Annotated in this window: 19 protein-coding genes and 1 pseudogene; 11 read left to right on the forward strand and 9 right to left on the reverse strand. The window is 42.4% G+C overall.

Features of this window, described 5'->3' with window-relative positions:
- The first annotated feature begins 18 nt into the window (after positions 1 to 18).
- Together HLI_RS12965 and HLI_RS12970 are read left to right on the forward strand one after the other, a co-directional pair.
- Entirely contained in the window at positions 19 to 705 is a 687-nt protein-coding gene (locus HLI_RS12965) for an ABC transporter ATP-binding protein (RefSeq protein ID WP_241656006.1), read from the forward strand.
- A complete protein-coding gene (locus HLI_RS12970; protein ID WP_128525348.1) occupies positions 702 to 2,090 on the forward strand; it encodes a hypothetical protein in 1,389 nt (462 codons plus the stop codon). The genes HLI_RS12965 and HLI_RS12970 overlap by 4 nt, the downstream gene beginning before the upstream one ends.
- 105 nt (positions 2,091 to 2,195) lie before the next feature.
- Here the strand turns inward: HLI_RS12970 and HLI_RS12975 are convergent, their stop codons facing one another.
- Positions 2,196 to 2,444, reverse strand: a complete 249-nt coding sequence (locus HLI_RS12975; protein ID WP_128525349.1) for a DNA alkylation repair protein — start codon at positions 2,442 to 2,444, stop codon at positions 2,196 to 2,198.
- Positions 2,445 to 2,556: 112 nt separating this feature from the next.
- On the opposite strand from HLI_RS12975, the pseudogene HLI_RS12980 reads away from it, so the two are divergent.
- Positions 2,557 to 3,174, forward strand: a pseudogene (locus HLI_RS12980) (cbb3-type cytochrome c oxidase subunit I); the annotation flags it as partial.
- Positions 3,175 to 3,650: 476 nt separating this feature from the next.
- Positions 3,651 to 5,576, forward strand: a complete 1,926-nt coding sequence (locus HLI_RS12985; RefSeq protein WP_128525350.1) for an LTA synthase family protein — start codon at positions 3,651 to 3,653, stop codon at positions 5,574 to 5,576.
- A gap of 248 nt (positions 5,577 to 5,824) precedes the next feature.
- Here the strand turns inward: HLI_RS12985 and HLI_RS12990 are convergent, their stop codons facing one another.
- The 7 genes from HLI_RS12990 to HLI_RS13020 all read right to left on the reverse strand — a co-directional run bounded on the left by HLI_RS12990 (position 5,825) and on the right by HLI_RS13020 (position 9,876).
- Positions 5,825 to 6,601, reverse strand: a complete 777-nt coding sequence (locus tag HLI_RS12990) for a sulfite exporter TauE/SafE family protein (RefSeq protein ID WP_128525351.1) — start codon at positions 6,599 to 6,601, stop codon at positions 5,825 to 5,827.
- 84 nt (positions 6,602 to 6,685) lie between these two features.
- On the reverse strand, positions 6,686 to 6,916 hold the full coding sequence (locus HLI_RS12995; protein WP_128525352.1) for a sulfurtransferase TusA family protein: 231 nt from the start codon (positions 6,914 to 6,916) through the stop codon (positions 6,686 to 6,688).
- 66 nt (positions 6,917 to 6,982) lie between these two features.
- The gene (locus HLI_RS13000; protein WP_128525353.1) at positions 6,983 to 8,110 is read right to left on the reverse strand and encodes an MBL fold metallo-hydrolase; all 1,128 of its coding nucleotides are present in this window, start codon (positions 8,108 to 8,110) and stop codon (positions 6,983 to 6,985) included.
- Between the two features lie 38 nt (positions 8,111 to 8,148).
- Positions 8,149 to 8,724 carry a sulfurtransferase TusA family protein gene (locus tag HLI_RS13005; protein WP_128526891.1) on the reverse strand — a complete coding sequence of 192 codons (576 nt, stop codon included), beginning with the start codon at positions 8,722 to 8,724 and terminating at the stop codon, positions 8,149 to 8,151.
- A gap of 43 nt (positions 8,725 to 8,767) precedes the next feature.
- Complete coding sequence (locus HLI_RS13010; protein ID WP_128525354.1) at positions 8,768 to 9,064, reverse strand: rhodanese-like domain-containing protein; 297 nt, start codon at positions 9,062 to 9,064, stop codon at positions 8,768 to 8,770.
- 17 nt (positions 9,065 to 9,081) lie between these two features.
- Positions 9,082 to 9,561: a DsrE/DsrF/DrsH-like family protein gene (locus HLI_RS13015; RefSeq protein ID WP_128525355.1), complete on the reverse strand. Its 480-nt coding sequence runs from the start codon at positions 9,559 to 9,561 to the stop codon at positions 9,082 to 9,084.
- Between the two features lie 57 nt (positions 9,562 to 9,618).
- Positions 9,619 to 9,876 (reverse strand): metal-sensitive transcriptional regulator, encoded by a 258-nt coding sequence (locus HLI_RS13020; RefSeq protein WP_128525356.1) that lies wholly within the window; start codon positions 9,874 to 9,876, stop codon positions 9,619 to 9,621.
- Between the two features lie 155 nt (positions 9,877 to 10,031).
- Between HLI_RS13020 and HLI_RS13025 the strand changes: the two genes are divergently transcribed.
- Positions 10,032 to 10,745: a DUF421 domain-containing protein gene (locus tag HLI_RS13025; RefSeq protein ID WP_241655852.1), complete on the forward strand. Its 714-nt coding sequence runs from the start codon at positions 10,032 to 10,034 to the stop codon at positions 10,743 to 10,745.
- 305 nt (positions 10,746 to 11,050) lie between these two features.
- Complete coding sequence (locus HLI_RS21675; protein WP_164908555.1) at positions 11,051 to 11,203, forward strand: hypothetical protein; 153 nt, start codon at positions 11,051 to 11,053, stop codon at positions 11,201 to 11,203.
- A gap of 46 nt (positions 11,204 to 11,249) precedes the next feature.
- Here the strand turns inward: HLI_RS21675 and HLI_RS13030 are convergent, their stop codons facing one another.
- A complete protein-coding gene (locus HLI_RS13030; protein WP_128525357.1) occupies positions 11,250 to 11,633 on the reverse strand; it encodes a DUF302 domain-containing protein in 384 nt (127 codons plus the stop codon).
- A gap of 383 nt (positions 11,634 to 12,016) precedes the next feature.
- On the opposite strand from HLI_RS13030, the gene HLI_RS13035 reads away from it, so the two are divergent.
- From HLI_RS13035 to HLI_RS13055, 5 genes are all read left to right on the forward strand, one after another.
- Positions 12,017 to 12,757 (forward strand): Cof-type HAD-IIB family hydrolase, encoded by a 741-nt coding sequence (locus HLI_RS13035; RefSeq protein WP_128525358.1) that lies wholly within the window; start codon positions 12,017 to 12,019, stop codon positions 12,755 to 12,757.
- A gap of 235 nt (positions 12,758 to 12,992) precedes the next feature.
- Positions 12,993 to 14,141 carry an acyl-CoA dehydrogenase family protein gene (locus HLI_RS13040; protein WP_128525359.1) on the forward strand — a complete coding sequence of 383 codons (1,149 nt, stop codon included), beginning with the start codon at positions 12,993 to 12,995 and terminating at the stop codon, positions 14,139 to 14,141.
- 12 nt (positions 14,142 to 14,153) lie between these two features.
- On the forward strand, positions 14,154 to 15,299 hold the full coding sequence (locus tag HLI_RS13045) for a thiolase family protein (RefSeq protein WP_128525360.1): 1,146 nt from the start codon (positions 14,154 to 14,156) through the stop codon (positions 15,297 to 15,299).
- Position 15,300: 1 nt separating this feature from the next.
- A complete protein-coding gene (locus HLI_RS13050; protein ID WP_128525361.1) occupies positions 15,301 to 16,068 on the forward strand; it encodes a 3-hydroxyacyl-CoA dehydrogenase in 768 nt (255 codons plus the stop codon).
- Between the two features lie 118 nt (positions 16,069 to 16,186).
- Positions 16,187 to 17,743 (forward strand): fatty acid--CoA ligase, encoded by a 1,557-nt coding sequence (locus HLI_RS13055; protein ID WP_128525362.1) that lies wholly within the window; start codon positions 16,187 to 16,189, stop codon positions 17,741 to 17,743.
- Positions 17,744 to 17,803 lie beyond the last annotated feature (60 nt).

The raw sequence follows: 17,803 nt of genomic DNA on the forward strand, positions 1-17,803 counted from the left end.
TTGGACGGATTGGTTACGGTGTTAGAGGCGATGAATTGCAGTGTGGATATTAGTGGCGAGCGTATATTGTCGGACCTTTCATTTAAAGTGCATAAGGGTGAAATGCTGGCGCTTGTGGGCCACAATGGAGCAGGGAAATCGACATTAATCAAGGCTATGATTGGCACTCGCGAAAAATCTTCGGGAAAATTCACCATTTGTTCGATCGACCAGGATGACCAGTTCAAGGAATATAAAGAAAAATTTGCTTACATACCTGAAGAACCTCTTTTATTAAGTGAACTGACCGTTGCTCACCATTTTAAACTTTATCAGAAAAGCTATCATATCCCTGATGAGCTATTTGAGAAAAGAGTAAAAGTATATACCGAAGCTTTTGAACTTGAGGACAAACTGAATGATTACCCGGAGGCTTTATCGAAAGGGATGAGGCAGAAGGTTCAAACGATCTGTGCCCTTTTGCCTGAGGTTCCTCTATTATTCATCGACGAGCCCTTCATGGGGCTGGACATATATGCTGGGAACTTCCTTGAAAAAGAATTGAGGCAAAGGTGTGAAGAGGGTATAAGCATTGTTCTGACCACCCATCAATTGGACAAAGTCAGAAGCCTGGCAGACAGTTTCATCATGCTTGCAAATGGAGGAATATCTGCATCAGGTTCTGTGGAATCATTCGACACCTTAGAGCGCAGGGATACACAATGAATGATTCGAAGACAGTTTCCATTTACTATTGGATAAGAAAAAAACGTTGGAAAAAGAAGAAACAACTCTACCAAGCATCGTTCCACTTAGTTTTTGACTATGTAGTGTTTTTTTATATGGCTGTATTCTCGATTATCTTTTTAATTATGATCTATGATTGGATTCAACGCTTCCTTCCAACTTTAATAGGATGGGAAGAGCCGATCCTAGAATGGGGAATACTAATTCCTTTTATTTTACTTGTGAAGGCTTGTATGAACACTTTTACAGATCCAGGACTGCGCTTCACCTCTTCCGAATTGCAATTAGGTATCCTTCCACACTCAAGGAAAGCTTTAGTTAAATATTTGGTTTTAGAAAAACAACTCATCCATAGTTTCGTGCTTTTATTAACGGCGCTTACTTTAGGGTTATTGACGCCGCTGTCTTTGGCGGTCGTACTCTTTATCGCATTCTTTTATATTCTATTGCTGCCGTTAGCTATGACTGTGCAATGGAAGTTGTTCTCCCAAAGCATATGGTTCAAGTTTTCGGCCCTTTTATTATCAGGCGGGTTGCTTGCTTTTTTACGATTGAGCGGTCAAGAGTACCTTTGGCTGGGAGCTATATTCATCCTCCTCTTAATCCTGTTCTTATTTAAATCAAGGAAGAAAATCATGGATGTCTCATGGATGAAAATAGTTGAAATAAATGATGCCAGAGTTTGGAATATGATGCTGATCAGTAAAATGACGAATGTTACAATCAAGCCTCCCAAACGGTATGGTTTCTTCCAAAATTATATAAGACACAGGAGAAAATCAGAGCCATCCATAAAAGCGGTCAGGTTATATGAACGAATCTGGATCGGGCATTTGCAGAGCTCATTCAGCTATATATGGAAAACGGTAGTAGTTGGAATTGCGCTTTTACTTGTCCTTCCATGGCAAGTAGAGTGGGTGATTTTAGTGACATTACCCATTGCTGTTTTTGTTTATGTGGAAATGGCTGCAAGTATTTTTGAGGATTTTTTCCATGGGGAGAACATATTCCGAACCATGCCGACCGAGGAGGAGCTGTGTGTTAAAGGCTATTTAAAATGGATGCGTATCGGGCTGATTCCATATTCAATTGCTTTTATCGTATCCGGAGTGCTATTGACCATGACCTGGTGGGTTCTTGTCATTCAACTCATTTGTATCACGATATGGGTTTTGTTTGATTTGCGCACTAAGGTGAATGAAAGAATGAAGTCAGTAAATAAAGAGCCCTTTTTCTATAGTGAATGGAGGCGGATGACAGGATATATACTGGTTTCTTTAGGGTTGTATCATCCAATTTTCATGCTGGGGATACTTGTGCTTATAAGGTGGGAATGGCTTTATGGATTTTCCAAAAGAAATTAAAGCTTTGAGTCCAGCATGGGGGAGGAACTGCTCATTTTCTGAGTGGTGTATATAGCCGGCATCAACAATAAATCGTACAAAAAAGCCCTCTGCGCTATCAGAGGGTTAATTCATACGGTTATGTTCGGCAAAGGCTACGAAGGATCTTTCATCTTCAATCAACCCGCACGCTCCACATTGGACTTTCTTTTCAGGCCCTTTGTAAGCCATATGGAAAGGGTCCATGTTTTCCATCGAATAGCCCGCATCAACTTCTCCGGTCGTCGGATTCATCTTTACTGCTCTAGGTTGCTGTTCAATTACATTAAAACGCGATCGATTCGTTTTACAATTCGGACAAAGATATGGTTGCACATCATTCACCTCCGGTTTTACGTTTCCCGACTTCTCCAAATTTATGAATGGGATATAACCTTAAGACACATATCCGGTGAAAATCAGGGAATGATGCCCTAATATCCATAGGGGCACGGGCGGGATCATTAATACTAGCTTTAAAATGAATGAGGTTATTCATAACACTTTATGGGTGGTCGGACATTTCCATATTACTGTAGGCACACCAGTGGCCATGACCTTTTTCGGACTCACCTTTTGGCTGGTCCCATATTTGACTGGCCGTAAGTTTACAAAGTCACTTCAGAAATTAGCCTTTATTCAAATCATTACCTGGTCAATTGGGATGCTGCTCATGAGTACAGCCCAACATGTTCTCGGTTTATTAGGAGCACCGAGGAGGACGGCCTATACAGGGTATGCCCATGATGATGCACTTGCCTGGTTTGATGGGGTTTTATCCAATCATGTGACGATGGCTGTCGGCGGTTCCATCCTTTTCTTGTCTGCATCTTTGTTGGTTTTCATCGTCATTCAATTATGGTGGCTTGCCCCTGAAGCGGACGAACAGACAATGGAGAGTTTCCCTGTCGCTTATAGTGATGCATCAGCGACTCCGAGGTTCCTCGAAAACTGGAAGTTGTGGATCGGTGTCGCTTTTGTACTCATCGCCATTGCGTACACCATTCCGCTGACCGATATGATTCAACATGCACCCCCAGGATCAGGCCGTTTTCAAACATGGTAAAGGAGGAGATCAGCTATGACTTTTTCATTTGCTTTTACGCTATCATTCATCCTGGTATTAATTGTACTTACTACGATTCTTGTAGAACTCCAAACAGAAGAAGAATAAGAAAACGGCCGGATACAATATTCCGGCCGTTTTCTTATTCTATTTCCGGGGAAATAAAAGAAGGAGAATCCTTCATTTTTGGTACTTACTTTGAGTTTTGTCGAAAAAGTGAGAATCGAGTAATTTTATCTATACTTACAAACAATGTAATACCGGAAGTCTATAAATCTCATTCCATTGCGTCTGAATGGCGACGCCACTATGGGAGAAATGGCTTTCAACTAGGTCTGTAGTTTCATTTTTTTAATGCAACTCATTGATACAAGCGTTAAGAATGTGTCAGAGTTTTCAAAGTATTACTTGAGTGGTACAAAAAGATGTTCAAATAGGGTAGAATAGGGTAATGTAAATTTAACGGAGGTTTTACAATGTTTACAAAGAATAAATATTTTAATAAAAAAACTGGATTAAAACTATTAGTCTATGCCGTTGTCATAGGTATGTTCTGGCTGAAAATGTCTTATATACAAAGTAACATCTTTTCTTTGAATGTAGAAAATGCTAATGAAGCTAGCATTCTGGCATTCAACCCATTGAGCAGTATCTTCCTGATCTTTGGTCTCGGGATTTTGCTCGGTGGGCGCAGAGGAATGTTCGTATCTTATATACTGGGCTCTCTTCTTCTGTATGTAAACATTCTTTTTTACCGCGAGTATAGCGATTTCATTACAATACCTATGTTGAATCAAGTTGCGAACTTAGCAGACTTGGGTGGAAGTATCGGCACAATTCTTAATTATTCCGATATTCTTCTATTCGTCGATGTCCTTATTGCTGCTTTCCTACTGTTTTATTTGAAACCTTCGCGCTTTCAAGCATTCAAACCTAAGCGAAGAGAAGGTATCATTTTAGCGGTTGTGGCGATTCCTCTATTCATCGTCAACTTACAGTGGGCGGAAACAGAACGGACGGATTTATTGGAGCGTACTTTTGACCGTAACATGCTTGTTAAATACATTGGTGTAATCAACTATCATGTATATGATGCAGTACTTCAAGGTAAGACCGAAATGAAAAAGACTCTTGCTGATAGTAACGAACTTGTTCCTGCCATTAACTATTTGAATGAAAATAAAAAGAAAGACAGTAACCATCTAGAAGGGGTGGCAGAAGGGAAGAACGTAATTGCCATTTCTTTGGAGAGTACTCAGACCTTCGTGGTAGATAATACCCTTCATGGCGAAGAATTGACTCCTTATTTCAATGATTTGAAAGAAGAAGGCGCCTATTTCGATAATTTCTATCATCAGGTCAAACAAGGACGTACCTCTGACTCTGAATTTCTACTGGCGAATTCCTTGTATCCATTGAACAGAGGTGCCGTTTTCTTTACACACTCTGGTAATGAATACGAAGCACTGCCAAGTTTGTTAAGTGAAAATGGGTACTTCACAAATGTGATGCATGCCAATGACAAAACATTTTGGAACAGGAATGTTATGTATGATTCCCTTGGATATGATGATTTCATCTCGAAGGAAGATTACGAAGTGACTCAGGAAAAATCTCATGGCTGGGGTTATTTGGATGAGTACTTCTTTGAAGATTCCCTGAATAAGATGAAAGATATGGATAAACCATTTTTCTCAAAAATGATTACATTGACGAATCATTATCCATTTACACTTCCTGAAGAAAAGAAATATATTGAAGAGGGCGAAACAAGCAGTGGTACATTAAACCGCTATTTCCAAACGATTCGCTATCAGGATGAAGCTTTAAAACAATTCGTAGAAAACTTCAAGGACTCTAAACTCTATGATAATACTATTCTTGTGATTTATGGGGACCACTTTGGTATTTCAGAGAATCACAAAGAAGCTATGGGTGAATATTTAGGAAAAGACATCAATGACTTTGAGCAATTCCAATTACAGCGTGTACCATTACTGATTTATGGTAAAGGAATAGAACCACAAGAGAATCACACAGTGGGTGGTCAAATCGACCTCCGCCCGACATTGACGAACTTGTTGGGAATAGAAGATGAAAATCCTATCCAATTCGGTAATGACTTGATGGACAAAGACCGAAGAGAGTTAATGATCACCCGCGATGGTGACTTTGCAAATGAGGAATATGTCGGGATTCAGGGTGCATGTTACGATAGAGAAACAGGGAATCCTGCTGAAGATGGGGCTTGTGAGGAAGGTTTCGACGCCGCACAAGAGGAGTTGGAAATCTCAGACTCCATCATCTATGGTGACTTACTACGTTATTTAGATGAAACAGAAATGGTGAATTCAGAAGAACAACAAGCGTCTTCCGAAGAAAAAGGCAGCGTTCAGCCTTAATATAAGCGAAAGAAGCACTTCAATCAGCAAATGAATTGGAGTGCTTCTTTTATAATTAAAATAGGGTTGGAGCATAAGGGGCATGTAAAGGAAATCTTGTATTTCATTCATGATATACTCACTCTTTTGGTATTAGTGCATCATGGGAGCGTTGGGATAGCGCACGCCTATTCCCACCCGTACAATCTTCCTGAACGGGTAATAATGAAAAAGCGGGAAACCGATAATAGATTCCTTGCTCGTATGGTTTAAAATATATCTGACCACACTTTGATGGTGGTTCCTAAAATGAGAAGAGCCAAAATCATTTGAAGCACTTTCGTATTCACCTTTTTACCAGCGATCGCTCCAAGAGGTGCAGCAATCAGGCTGGCAACAACCATAATGGCTGCTGGGAAGTATTCCACTTGCCCTGTTGTTACCTTTCCTACTGTTGCACCAATCGAAGAAATCAACGTGATTGCTAATGAAGATGCGATTGTCATTCTTGTCGGGATTTTTAAAACAACAAGCATGATAGGGACGAGCAGGAACGCGCCGGCAGCGCCTACGATGCCGGCCCCAACCCCAACGATTAATGCTAAGGAAGCCGCTAACCAGCGGTTGAATTCCACCTTATCCAATGCTTGATCGTCAATTCCTTTTTTCGGGATGAACATCATAACCGTAGCAATCAAGGCCAGAATACCATAAACAATATTAATGCCACCTTCACTCATGAGTCTAGAACCAAAGCCCCCAACAAAGCTGCCGATTAAAATACTAATTCCCATGTAGAGGATAAGGGATTTATTTAAATACCCACCTTTGCGATATGCCCACACCCCTCCGATGGTAGCGAAGAAAACCTGCACGGCACTTATTCCTGATACCTCATGGGCCGTGAAAGCTGTGAAACCTACCATTGATGGGATATAGAGAAGCAAAGGGTACTTAATGATCGAACCCCCGATTCCGAGCATTCCTGAAATGTAAGAACCGATAAAACCAATAAGAAAAATGGTGATAATTAATCCAAGTTCCATAACAATGTCGACCTCCTTAAAAAAGGGAACCTCGAGCGGTCCCCTTTTTTTATAATAATGTTAACTACCTGCCTGCGCCTGAAATTATTCGCCTTTTTGAATCCAGAACTTGAATATGCCGTTATCTTCTTCGTGTTGCAAAAGTTCGTGGCCTCCTGATTTCGCCCATGCCGTCAAGTCACTCTTAGCTCCTTGGTCTGTCGCTTGAATCTCAAGAACCTCGCCGGTTTCGATCTCTTTCATTGCTTTCTTAGTTTTTACAATAGGCATTGGGCAAGCTAATCCTTTTGCATCTAATACTTTAGTTACGTTCATAATTAAATACCTCCAAATAAAGTTTGTTTAGAAGCACCCGTATGAACGGGTGCATTCAGTATTGATTCATCTAACTGCGCAACGGTTCGGCCCGACTTCCATTTCACGTTGTTCCTCGCTATCTGGTGTGAGTTTACCCATGTTCGTTTCGCGGATTTCTTTGTATGCATTCGGTTGTGGTGGCAAGTTTTCTGTCACCATTTTTCTGAATTCATCCTGATCATCAATGTTCAAGCCATGGTTTTTTGCATACACAGAAGCTAACTTCGCAGCAACCGTACCATCTTCATTCAACTCCTCCATGATCATGAAGTGAGCTGGTAGGACGATCAAATCATCTGAGAGTTCTTTATAGCGTGTATAAAGAGTTTCTCTCAAATCCATCACCCAGTCGCCCGCTTTTCCAGCCAGGTCGGGGCGGCCGATAGAATCGATGAACAGGATATCCCCTGTCATCAAGTATTGATTATCCACGACGAATGAAGTGGAGCCTTTTGTGTGTCCTGGGGAATACAATGCTTGAATATCAATGTTGGTATTGCCTACAGTTACTTGGTCGCCATCACGCAATGGTTGATAGTCAAAAATGACTTCACCTGCATCTTCAGGAGGCAGCCAGTAAGCCGCACCTGTCTGCTCGGCAATTTTGATCCCGCCTGAAATATGGTCGGCGTGCAAGTGTGTGTCAAAGACATTTGTAATCTCTACACCCAAGTCTTTGGCGAAATCTATATAGATGTCTGTCATACGGGTGGAATCGATGATAGCAGCTTCCCCGTTGGATACAACCATATAGGATAGACAGCCCTTACCGATACGGACGAATTGATAGAGTGCTCCGCCATCATTCAAGTCGTTGATTTTGATTGGCTCAAGATGTTCACTCCAGGCTTTCATCCCGCCTTCTAGTGAGTACACTGTCAGTCCTTCTTCAATCAACATTTCAGCAACCATTTGAGATGATCCACCTTTAGCACAAACGACGACAACATCTTTGTCTTTTGGCAGTTGGCCCAAGATTTCTTCTACACCGTCAAGAAGATCGAAGTAAGGAACGTTCAAGTAAGAAAAGCTCTCGCTTTCAATCTTCCAGTCTTGATAAGCATCTTCTGTTCGCACATCTAAAACAAACAACTCTTCCTTGTTCAACACTTTATCCGTTATTTCTTTAACCGTCATGTTTTTCACAGTCATTCAATTTACCCCCTAAGGTATTATTTTTCTTAAAAAAATTATTGATTAAGAGAGGTTGTTTCTCCAGACCATCCACTCATGCCTGGAACTACATTATAAACATTTTCAAACCCTTTATCTGAGAGCTTCTGGGCAGCAAGGTCACTACGGCTGCCTGTACGGCATACAACGTAGACGTTCTTTGATCGATCGAGTTCCTCTATTCGTCCATCCAACTCACCAAGAGGGATGGAGTGGGCTTCAGGAATGTGTTCAAACGCATATTCGGCAGCTTCACGCACATCTAACAAAAGCGAGTCCTCCCCTACGCGTAATGACTCTAAATCTTCATTGCTGACCACGTTCGGATGCTTCTTATCTTGTTCATCTTCGTCATCATTTGCTTTACGCACATAGTGTTTAAGAACATCGTTTTCCTCTATCGTGCCCAAGTACTGGTGCCCAGAGCTTTTTGCCCATGCCTGCAGGTCTGCTTTCGATCCCTTATCTGTCGCCTGGATTTCCAGTACTTGACCTGCTTCAAGGTCTTTGATCGTTTTCTTCGTTTTCACGATTGGCATGGGACAAGCTAACCCTTTTGCATCTAACGTAAAATCTGTTTTCAGTTCCATTATTAGATTCCTCCTATAACCCATTAGGGTATAAATTTATTTAAAATTATTCGGTTGCACCTTCCCAACTCATCATGCCGCCTTCCATATTTGTCACATCGAATCCTTTTTCTTCAAGGATTTGTGTGGCACGCCCGCTGCGGCCACCGGATCGGCATATCATGATATAAGGGGTGGCTTGATCTAGTTCACCAGAACGTTCTTCAACAGACCCTAATGGAATATGTTTGGCTCCTGGAATTTTTCCTTCAGTTACTTCATCATCTTCCCGTACATCGATCATGTTCAAAGTTATTCCTTGTGATAGTTGTTTTTCTACGTCTTTAGCTGTCAATGTTTTCATGATTTTCCTCTCCTTTTTTAAATAAACAGATTCACATTGCCGTTTTCAGCATCTGCTAAATAAGCGGCCACACCTGCATATTCGATTTCATCAAGCAGTTCTTCTTTTTGTAAACCTAAAAGGTCCATCGTCATTGTACACGCTACAAGGTTTATTTCTTGTTCCTGCGCCATTTCAATGAGGTCTGGAAGAGGCACTGCATTGTGTTTTTTCATGACATCCTTAATCATTTTAGGACCGAAGCCAGCGAAATTCATTTTTGAGATGCCCATTTTATTTGCACCTCGTGGCATCATTTTCCCGAACATTTTTTCTACAAAATTTTTCTTCACCGTAATGTTTTCATCCTTGCGTAGAGCATTCAGTCCCCAAAAGGTGTGAAAAATAGTTACCTCATGGTCGTAGGCGGCGGCTCCGTTAGCGATGATGTAAGCGGCCATTGCTTTGTCATAATCACCGCTGAATAAAATGATATTTGTCTTTTTTGTTTCTGACATGTTCATCCTCCTTGCGAAATAGTTATACAGGTACGGGTATATTAAATGATAAAAAAATTATCTGCTTTTGACTAGTAATTGAACAGCTTCGTTGATTGAATTCTCCTTATTTTCTTGATCGGCGGATTCGTGGATACACTCCACAAGGTTTGAGCTCACTACATGCCCGATTGTGCGATCAATTGCTGTTCTGGAAGCAGAAAGCTGTGTGATGACATCTTTGCAGTCTTTATTTTCTTCCATCATTTTTAATACGCCCCGCAACTGACCTTCCAGGCGCTTTACTCTGTTTTTCGTGGCGTCATTATATTCCATCGGAAATGAGCCTCCCTTGTGAAATTTTTCTGTCGCTTGTGAACAGTACACCACACATATTATACCCCGGCAGGTATATTGTCAACACCCGTGCACGTATTTTTTCGGATAATGAACGAATCGGCGTGAAAAGCTAAGAGTGAGGTGATTGTACTGTGGATGTATGGATGGATACATTAAAAGTCATTGGGAGGATTGTAACAATCTTGCCATTACTGTTAGGCGTGGGAATTTTTATGGGGAAACGTTCAATAGGAGAATTACCGGTCTTCGATTTCCTTGTAGTCCTTGTTCTGGGCTCTGTAGTGGGTGCGGACATTGCCGACCCTAAAATCAACCATATTCATACCGTTACCGCTATTATTATGATTGCGCTATTGCAGAAGTTCATCATCAGGATCAAATTGAAAAATCCTCATATCGGTAAGATGCTGACTTTTGAGCCCACTGTTGTGGTTTATGAAGGTGAGATGATTGATAAGAATTTAAAACGCATCCACTATTCTATTGATAACATTACCCAAATGTTAAGAGAGAATGAGGTCTTCCATATATCAGATGTTGAACTTGCCATTGTTGAACCCAATGGCCAATTATCCGTTAAGTTAAAAGTGGAGAACGAGGGAGTCACCCGTGGGGACATGGGTATTTTAATTGGGGGCGGGGGTTATGATATTCCGATCATTTTAGATGGAATACTTCAAAAGGACCTGCTTAAGCGTTTGAACCGTAATGAAGAATGGGTGAGCGCTGAGCTTGGCGACCATCAAGTTTCAGATGTTTTTTATGGGGCTGTCACTAATGAAGGTGAATTGTATTTTTCATTAAAAGGAAAAGATGCAGATTCACTGCCGCCTATCGAGCATTAAATAGAGCGCAAACTCTATGATGCCCATGATATGCTTAAGGACATGCGTATAGTAACGAAATTCCTTCACGAAACGGATGAATTTATGGGGCATGGCCCAATCCCGCACTAACAGCCGAACCTATATAAAAGCCGCGAAATCGGAGACCACTGAAGAACTGCAACTTTCTGAGTTATGCATCAAAGAAAGGCCGGCCAGTACGATTTTATCGTTCAACTCGGCTTCTTTATTTCGATAAGACATATATAAATCAAAGAAAATCACTCGTTTCAGATAGGCCTCGTTGCTTCCACGAGGAGCGTTCGGTGGTGACGCCTGCGGGAACAGCGCGAGCCGAAGATCCACTTGGTCAAGTGATCTTCTTGACCAAGTTAACTGTGGCCGTGCCCGCGGCAAGTATCCACCGACAAGCGATTCGTGAGAAGAAACGACAAACGTTAACAGCTCCTCTGGATTGAGAAGGGTTTTTCAGTGGCCACTGAAATCACGGCTTTTATAAATGGTTCATACACTTTGATCCATGCATTGAATCAGTCGTTGCTCAATATCATCCGCCATAGCCTGGATATTGTCATCTTTCACCATTTGCGTCAAAGCTGTAGGTTTAGGCATCCCGATTTTTGTTTTCCCCTCATCTTCGTATACAACCATCTTACAAGGAAGGAAGTACCCGGCCAGTACATTTTCGTTCAATACTCGCTGGGCTTCTTTCGGATTACATACTTCAAGTACTTTGAATTCTTTTTCAAACTCCAAACCTTTTTCATTCAGTTTATCTTTGATGTCGAATGTCCATAAAACACCAAATTGTTTATCTTTCAAACGATTCTCGAGACTTTCTACAGCCTCCTCAAGACTTTTGTTTGTTTCAACTGTGTAATGGAACATGGAATACCTCCTTGAAGTTTGTTTCACAATTATACATACCCTAATAGGTATAAAGTTAATCATCTGAATTAGAATTGGTTTACGAATTTGGAAAAAATATTTTTTACTGATTGGAAGAGTGGGACCCTTAAATCTGATCGGAACGATACATTCAAAGTGATGGAGTCGTTTCCGAGACCATCACACACTTGTTGAAGTACTGTAATTGTTGATTATTCGAACGTGAAATAAAGATGTGAATATCAACTTAAACCAGCTGCATCGTATCTTTTTATCTTCGTCGGATATAATAGCAGTCTTTTGAAGATAGATATATCGGTTTCGTTGTGTAGGGGCTCCCCTTGTATTAGAATGTATAGAGTAGAAGAGAGGGCGTGAAATCAATGACAGAAAATATTAAATTAATTGCTTTGGATCTTGATGGCACTTTAGTTAATCCAGAAGGAATTGTTTCCGAAGCCAATAAAGCAGCAGTAAAAAAAGCGAAAGATCTGGGAATTCATGTAGTGTTGAGTACAGGACGTTCTTTATCCCGTTGTCAGGATATCGCAGAGTCACTAGGCAAATCTTCTTATATTGTGACCATCAACGGTGGGGAAATCTATGATCATGAATTTAACCTTGTAGAACAAAACAAATTAGAGCAACAACATATAGAGCGTCTTTGGGAATTAAAACAGGAACATGGCCTTTATTTCTGGACATCAACCGTGCAAGGCATCTATAACAGCCAGGAGCCTTTCGATCAAGAGTTAGCAGAATATGACTGGTTGAAATTCGGTTTTGACATCGAAGACGATGAAATTCGTCAGGTTATCCTTGATGAATTGAATGCAAATGAAGCGCTTGAAATCACTAATTCCAGCCCGACAAATATTGAAGTGAATCCTGTCGGGGTGAATAAGGCAGCCGCTCTTTTGAAAGTATGTGGTTGGTTAGAATTAAATATGGATGAAGTGATGGCTGTCGGTGATAGTATGAACGATATGGCGATGATCAAGGAAGCAGGTTTAGGTGTCGCCATGGGCAATGCCCAGGATGCTTTAAAAAAGGAAGCTGCTTTTGTGACAGCTTCGAACGCTGAAGACGGTGTCGCATTTGCCATTGAAAAAGTAATTGGATGATTCCATGCCAGTCCTGACACAGGGCTGGTTTTTATTTTATGGTCATTCAGGGGATATATGGATATTGTGAATGTTCCGAGCCAACGAAAACCTCATTCCCCTTTGCCGTTTGATATGATTGTCGAAACACATCAAAAAACAATCTTTTGTAAGCGTTTTCCTAGATGGGGAGGAAATACCCATCTGTAAAGAGAAATAGATGAAGTAGCCGATTAGTCTATTGGGGAGGGCGAACATGAAAGCTGCCTACATAACAAATGAACATGAAATGCTGAGGAAATCATTAAAGAAATTTTTAGATAAGGAAGCTTATCCCTTTTATGAAGATTGGGAAAAACAAGGTGAGATTCCACGTGCTTTTTGGAAAAAGCTTGGTGATCAGGGTTTTTTGTGTCCCTGGTTAGAGGAATCCTACGGAGGGTTTGAAGCGGACTTCGGTTATTCCGTTATCATCAATGAAGAACTTGAGAAGGTAGGGACAGGGCTGATTGGAATCGGATTGCACAACGACATTGTTGTCCCTTACCTGCATGCGTATGGAACAGAAAGGCAGAAGGAGAAATGGCTTCCTAAATGCGTCTCAGGGGAGATTGTCACGGCAATCGCTATGACTGAACCTGGGGCAGGGTCAGATTTGGCGGGGATAAGGACAACCGCTCATAAAAAAGATGGTCGATATATATTGAATGGGGAGAAGACCTTCATTACTAATGGCATTCATGCAGATTTGATCGTGGTCGTTTGCAAAACGAACCAGAATGCTTCACCTCCTCACAAAGGAATCAGTTTAATCATCGTAGAGGGAGGGAGCCCTGGTTTTTCGCGAGGGAGGAAACTAGATAAAATAGGCCTCCACAGCCAGGATACATCTGAATTAATCTTTGAAGACGCGGAAGTTCCTGCTGAGAATTTGTTAGGTGATGAAGGGGATGGATTCTACTATTTGATGAATCAATTACAACAGGAACGTTTGATTGTCGGTATTGGAGCCATTACAGCTTGTGAACGTATGCTTGAGCTTACCATCGCTTATGTCAAACAAAGGACAGCTTTTGGAAAAACGATTGCTTCTTTTCAAAATACACAATTCAAATTAGCAGAACTTTATACAGAAGTGGAAATTGGAAGGACATTTTTGGATCGAACCATTGAAGCCCATATGAAGGGGGAAGATGTGGTGAAAGAAGTGTCGATGTCCAAATGGTGGACGACTGATTTAGTTAAGAAAGTAGCCATGGAATGTTTGCACCTTCATGGAGGCTATGGATATATAGAAGAATATGAAATCGCCAGGCGTTTCCGGGATGCCCCGGTGACGGCGATATATGCTGGTTCCAACGAGATCATGAAAACGATCATAGCCAAAAAGATGGACTTAGTGTAGGAGGAATATCAAATGAATGAAGTGGTCATAGTAGAAGCTGTTCGTACGCCGGTCGGTAAGAGGAATGGAGCATTGAGTCATATCCGACCTGATGTTTTATTTGCGGATGTTCTTAAAGAGTTAGTAGCACGTACCTCTCTTGACCCAAGTGAAGTGGAGGATGTAATTGCTGGATGTGTGAGCCAGGTCGGTGAACAAGCAGGTGATATCGCCCGCCTTGCTGCATTGACAGCAGGATTCCCGATAGAAGTTCCTGGTGTCACCCTCGACCGCCAATGTGGATCAAGTCAGCAAGCGATTCATTTTGGATCACAAGCGATTGCTTGTGGGGATATGGATGTTGTTATCGCAGGCGGTGTGGAAAGTATGTCCCGGGTGCCTATGTTCTCCAATATGAAAGGGACATCTTTTAACGAGAAGCTGACAGACAGATTTGAAATGATTAATCAAGGTCATTCCGCTGAGAGAATTGCTGATAAGTGGGGACTGACTAGAGAAGCATTGGATAGTTATTCATCTGAGAGCCATGATCGTGCTTTAAAAGCAGCAAAAGAGGGACGCTTTGAAAAGGAAATGATGGCGGTCGATGTTGGTGGGGAAATAGGTGCTTTGCGTAAAGATGAAGGACCGAGGCTGGGGACATCATCTGAAACGCTTGCTTCACTCAATCCTGTCTTTCAAGAGGATGGAAAAGTAACGGCAGGGAACGCAAGTCAAATCAGTGATGGGGCTGCGGCTGTTCTGTTAATGTCCCGTCAGAAGGCAGAGGCTTTAGGATTGAAGCCAAGGTTCAGAATCGTCGCCCGTGCGGTCATAGGATCTGATCCTACTTTAATGTTGACCGGGCCTGTACCTGCTACATATAAAGTCCTTCAAAAAGCCGGGATGAGTATAGAAGATGTCGATTTGTTTGAGGTGAATGAAGCATTCGCCTCTGTTCCGTTGTTCTGGATGAAGGAAACGGGTGTCACCCATTCCAAATTAAATGTTAATGGAGGAGCCATTGCTTTAGGACACCCTCTTGGAGCGACAGGCGCCAAACTGATGACCACCTTAGTCCACGAATTGGAAAGGACCGGGGGACGCTTCGGATTACAAGCCATTTGTGAAGGACATGGGATGGCAAATGCTACAATCATTGAACGACTGGAGGGTTAATATGGATGTGAAAAATGTTGTAGCCGTGGTAACCGGGGGAGCATCTGGACTCGGAGAAGCAACAGTACGTCAAATAGTTGGCAAGGGAGGACGTGCCGTCATTGTGGATCGTGATGGCGCGAAAGGTGAGCAGCTTTCTGAAGAGTTAGGAGCTGGCACACTTTTCCTGAAGGCGGATGTGACTTCCGCGAATGAGATTAATCGTATGCTTGATCAAGCAATAGAGGCTTTTGGGCATGTCAATGCTGTGGTCAACTGTGCCGGGATTGTAATCGGCGAGAAAGTTGTAGGAAGAGACGGTCCGCATGAGCTGGATTCTTTTTCAAAGGTGTTAGAGGTCAATGTGATGGGGACTTTCAACGTCATCCGTCTTGCTGCTGAGAGGATGAAGGCTAACGAACCAATGGATACTGGAGAGAAAGGAGTAATCATCAACACAGCTTCGATCGCTGCCTTTGACGGTCAAATCGGCCAGGCGGCTTACAGCGCATCAAAAGGAGGAGTCGTGGCCATGACTTTACCTATTTCACGTGAGCTTGCCCGCCATGGAATACGAGTGATGACCATCGCACCAGGGGTATTTGAAACACCGATGTTCCAACAGTTGCCTGAGGAAGCAAGAGAGGCGTTAGGAAATCAGACCCCTTTTCCTAAGCGGTTAGGGCAGCCGCAGGAATATGCGAAGTTAGCTTTAAGCATTTTAGATAATCCTATGCTTAACGGGGAGGTGATCCGCCTGGACGGAGCCATACGAATGCAGGCGAAGTAAGGGCGTCAGGGAGGAGTCAGCTGTTTTCTTTTTGCAGCAAGGGGAAGTTTGAAGCTTATCGGGTGTAGGTGTGGTCGAGGGTTTTCAAAATCAAACTTTAAAAAGGAGTCGATGAAAGATGGGAGCAACATTACGGGGTATGTTTGAACAGACGGTAGCCAAATATTCGAATAAAGAAGGTTTAGTCGATTTGCGATTAGGGACGAGGTGGACATTCAGCGAGTGGGATGATGAAGTCAATCGCGTGGCTAATGCACTAAGAGCTTCCGGCGTAGAAAAAGGAGATAAAGTTTCCACAATATTGTTCAACACCTCTGAGTTTGCTACGACTCTTTTTGCCTGCATGAAAATCGGTGCCATTTTCAACCCGATCAACTTTCGGCTTACAGAAAAAGAAATTCAATTCATACTCCAGGACGCCGACCCAAAAGTCGTCCTGTTCGAGAAAGCGACTTCGCTCCAGGTGGTTTCAGTAGCGAAAGAGATGACAGGGGTGGAATTCTGGTCCATTGATGAGGAGGACCTTCCATATGCGTTGAATTATAATGAGCGTATCAATGGTGTGACAAGTGAGCGGCCCGTATGTGAGCTGGATGAAAATGATCCTTATGCAATCATGTACACTTCGGGAACAACCGGTTTGCCGAAGGGCGTCATTCATACTCATAGAGATATGATCGATCAAGCCTTGATCATGACGGCATGCTTGAGGCTGGAAGAGAATGATCGTGGGCTTACCGTCGCACCGATTTTCCACTGTGCCGAATTGCATTGTGCCTTTTTTCCTCGTGTCATGATCGGGGCTGCAAATGTGTTGCTGCACCACTTCGATGCGCCTAAAGTGATAGAAACAGTAAAACAGGAACAAATTACCTCTTTCTTTGCTGCTCCGACCATGTGGAATATGATGTTACAGGAAGATTTTTCGAAAGAAGATTTCCAAACGTTAAGACAAGGGCTTTACGGAGGAGCTCCAATGGCCCCAGCGTTAACGATGCAGCTGCATGATGCCTTGGGGGTACAGCTGCTGCAAGCATATGGAATGACCGAAATGGGTCCTGCAATTACAGCATTGACCGAAGAGGAGCAAATCACGAAAGCTGGATCAGCTGGAAGAGCCCTATTGAACCATGAGGTCCGTGTTGTCAGGACAAATGAAAATGGACCAGCGGAGCCTGAAGAGATATGTAAGCCTGACGAACTTGGGGAAATCATAGTCAGAGGACCTAGCATGATGAAGTCTTATTACAACAGGCCGGAAGCGACAGAAGAAGCCCTTTATAAAGGATGGTACCACACTGGTGATATAGGCTCCTTCGATAAAGATGGTTACCTCTGGGTAAGTGATCGCGTAAAAGATATGATTATATCAGGTGGAGAGAACATATATTCAAGAGAAGTGGAAGATGTACTGTTTGACCATCCAAAAGTTATAGATGCTGCTGTCGTGGGAGAACCAGACGAAATGTGGGGAGAGCGGGTGGTCGCCTTTATCGTCAAAAAAGAAGCCGATTTAACAGAGCAGGAATTAGACGAGTTTTGTACTTCGGGGAGTCGATTAGCCCGATACAAACGACCAAGGCGTTATGAATTTGTAGATGAACTGCCTAGAAACGCGAGTGGGAAATTACAGAAATTCAAATTGAGAGAGCGGAGTACGACGCTCTCTGAATAATAGCAAAAGGGTGCCTTCACTCACGAAGGCACCTTTTTTTATCGGGAATATTCATTCTCA

The organism is Halobacillus litoralis (genome assembly GCF_004101865.1).
Classification (GTDB): Bacteria; Bacillota; Bacilli; order Bacillales; family Halobacillaceae; genus Halobacillus; species Halobacillus litoralis_A.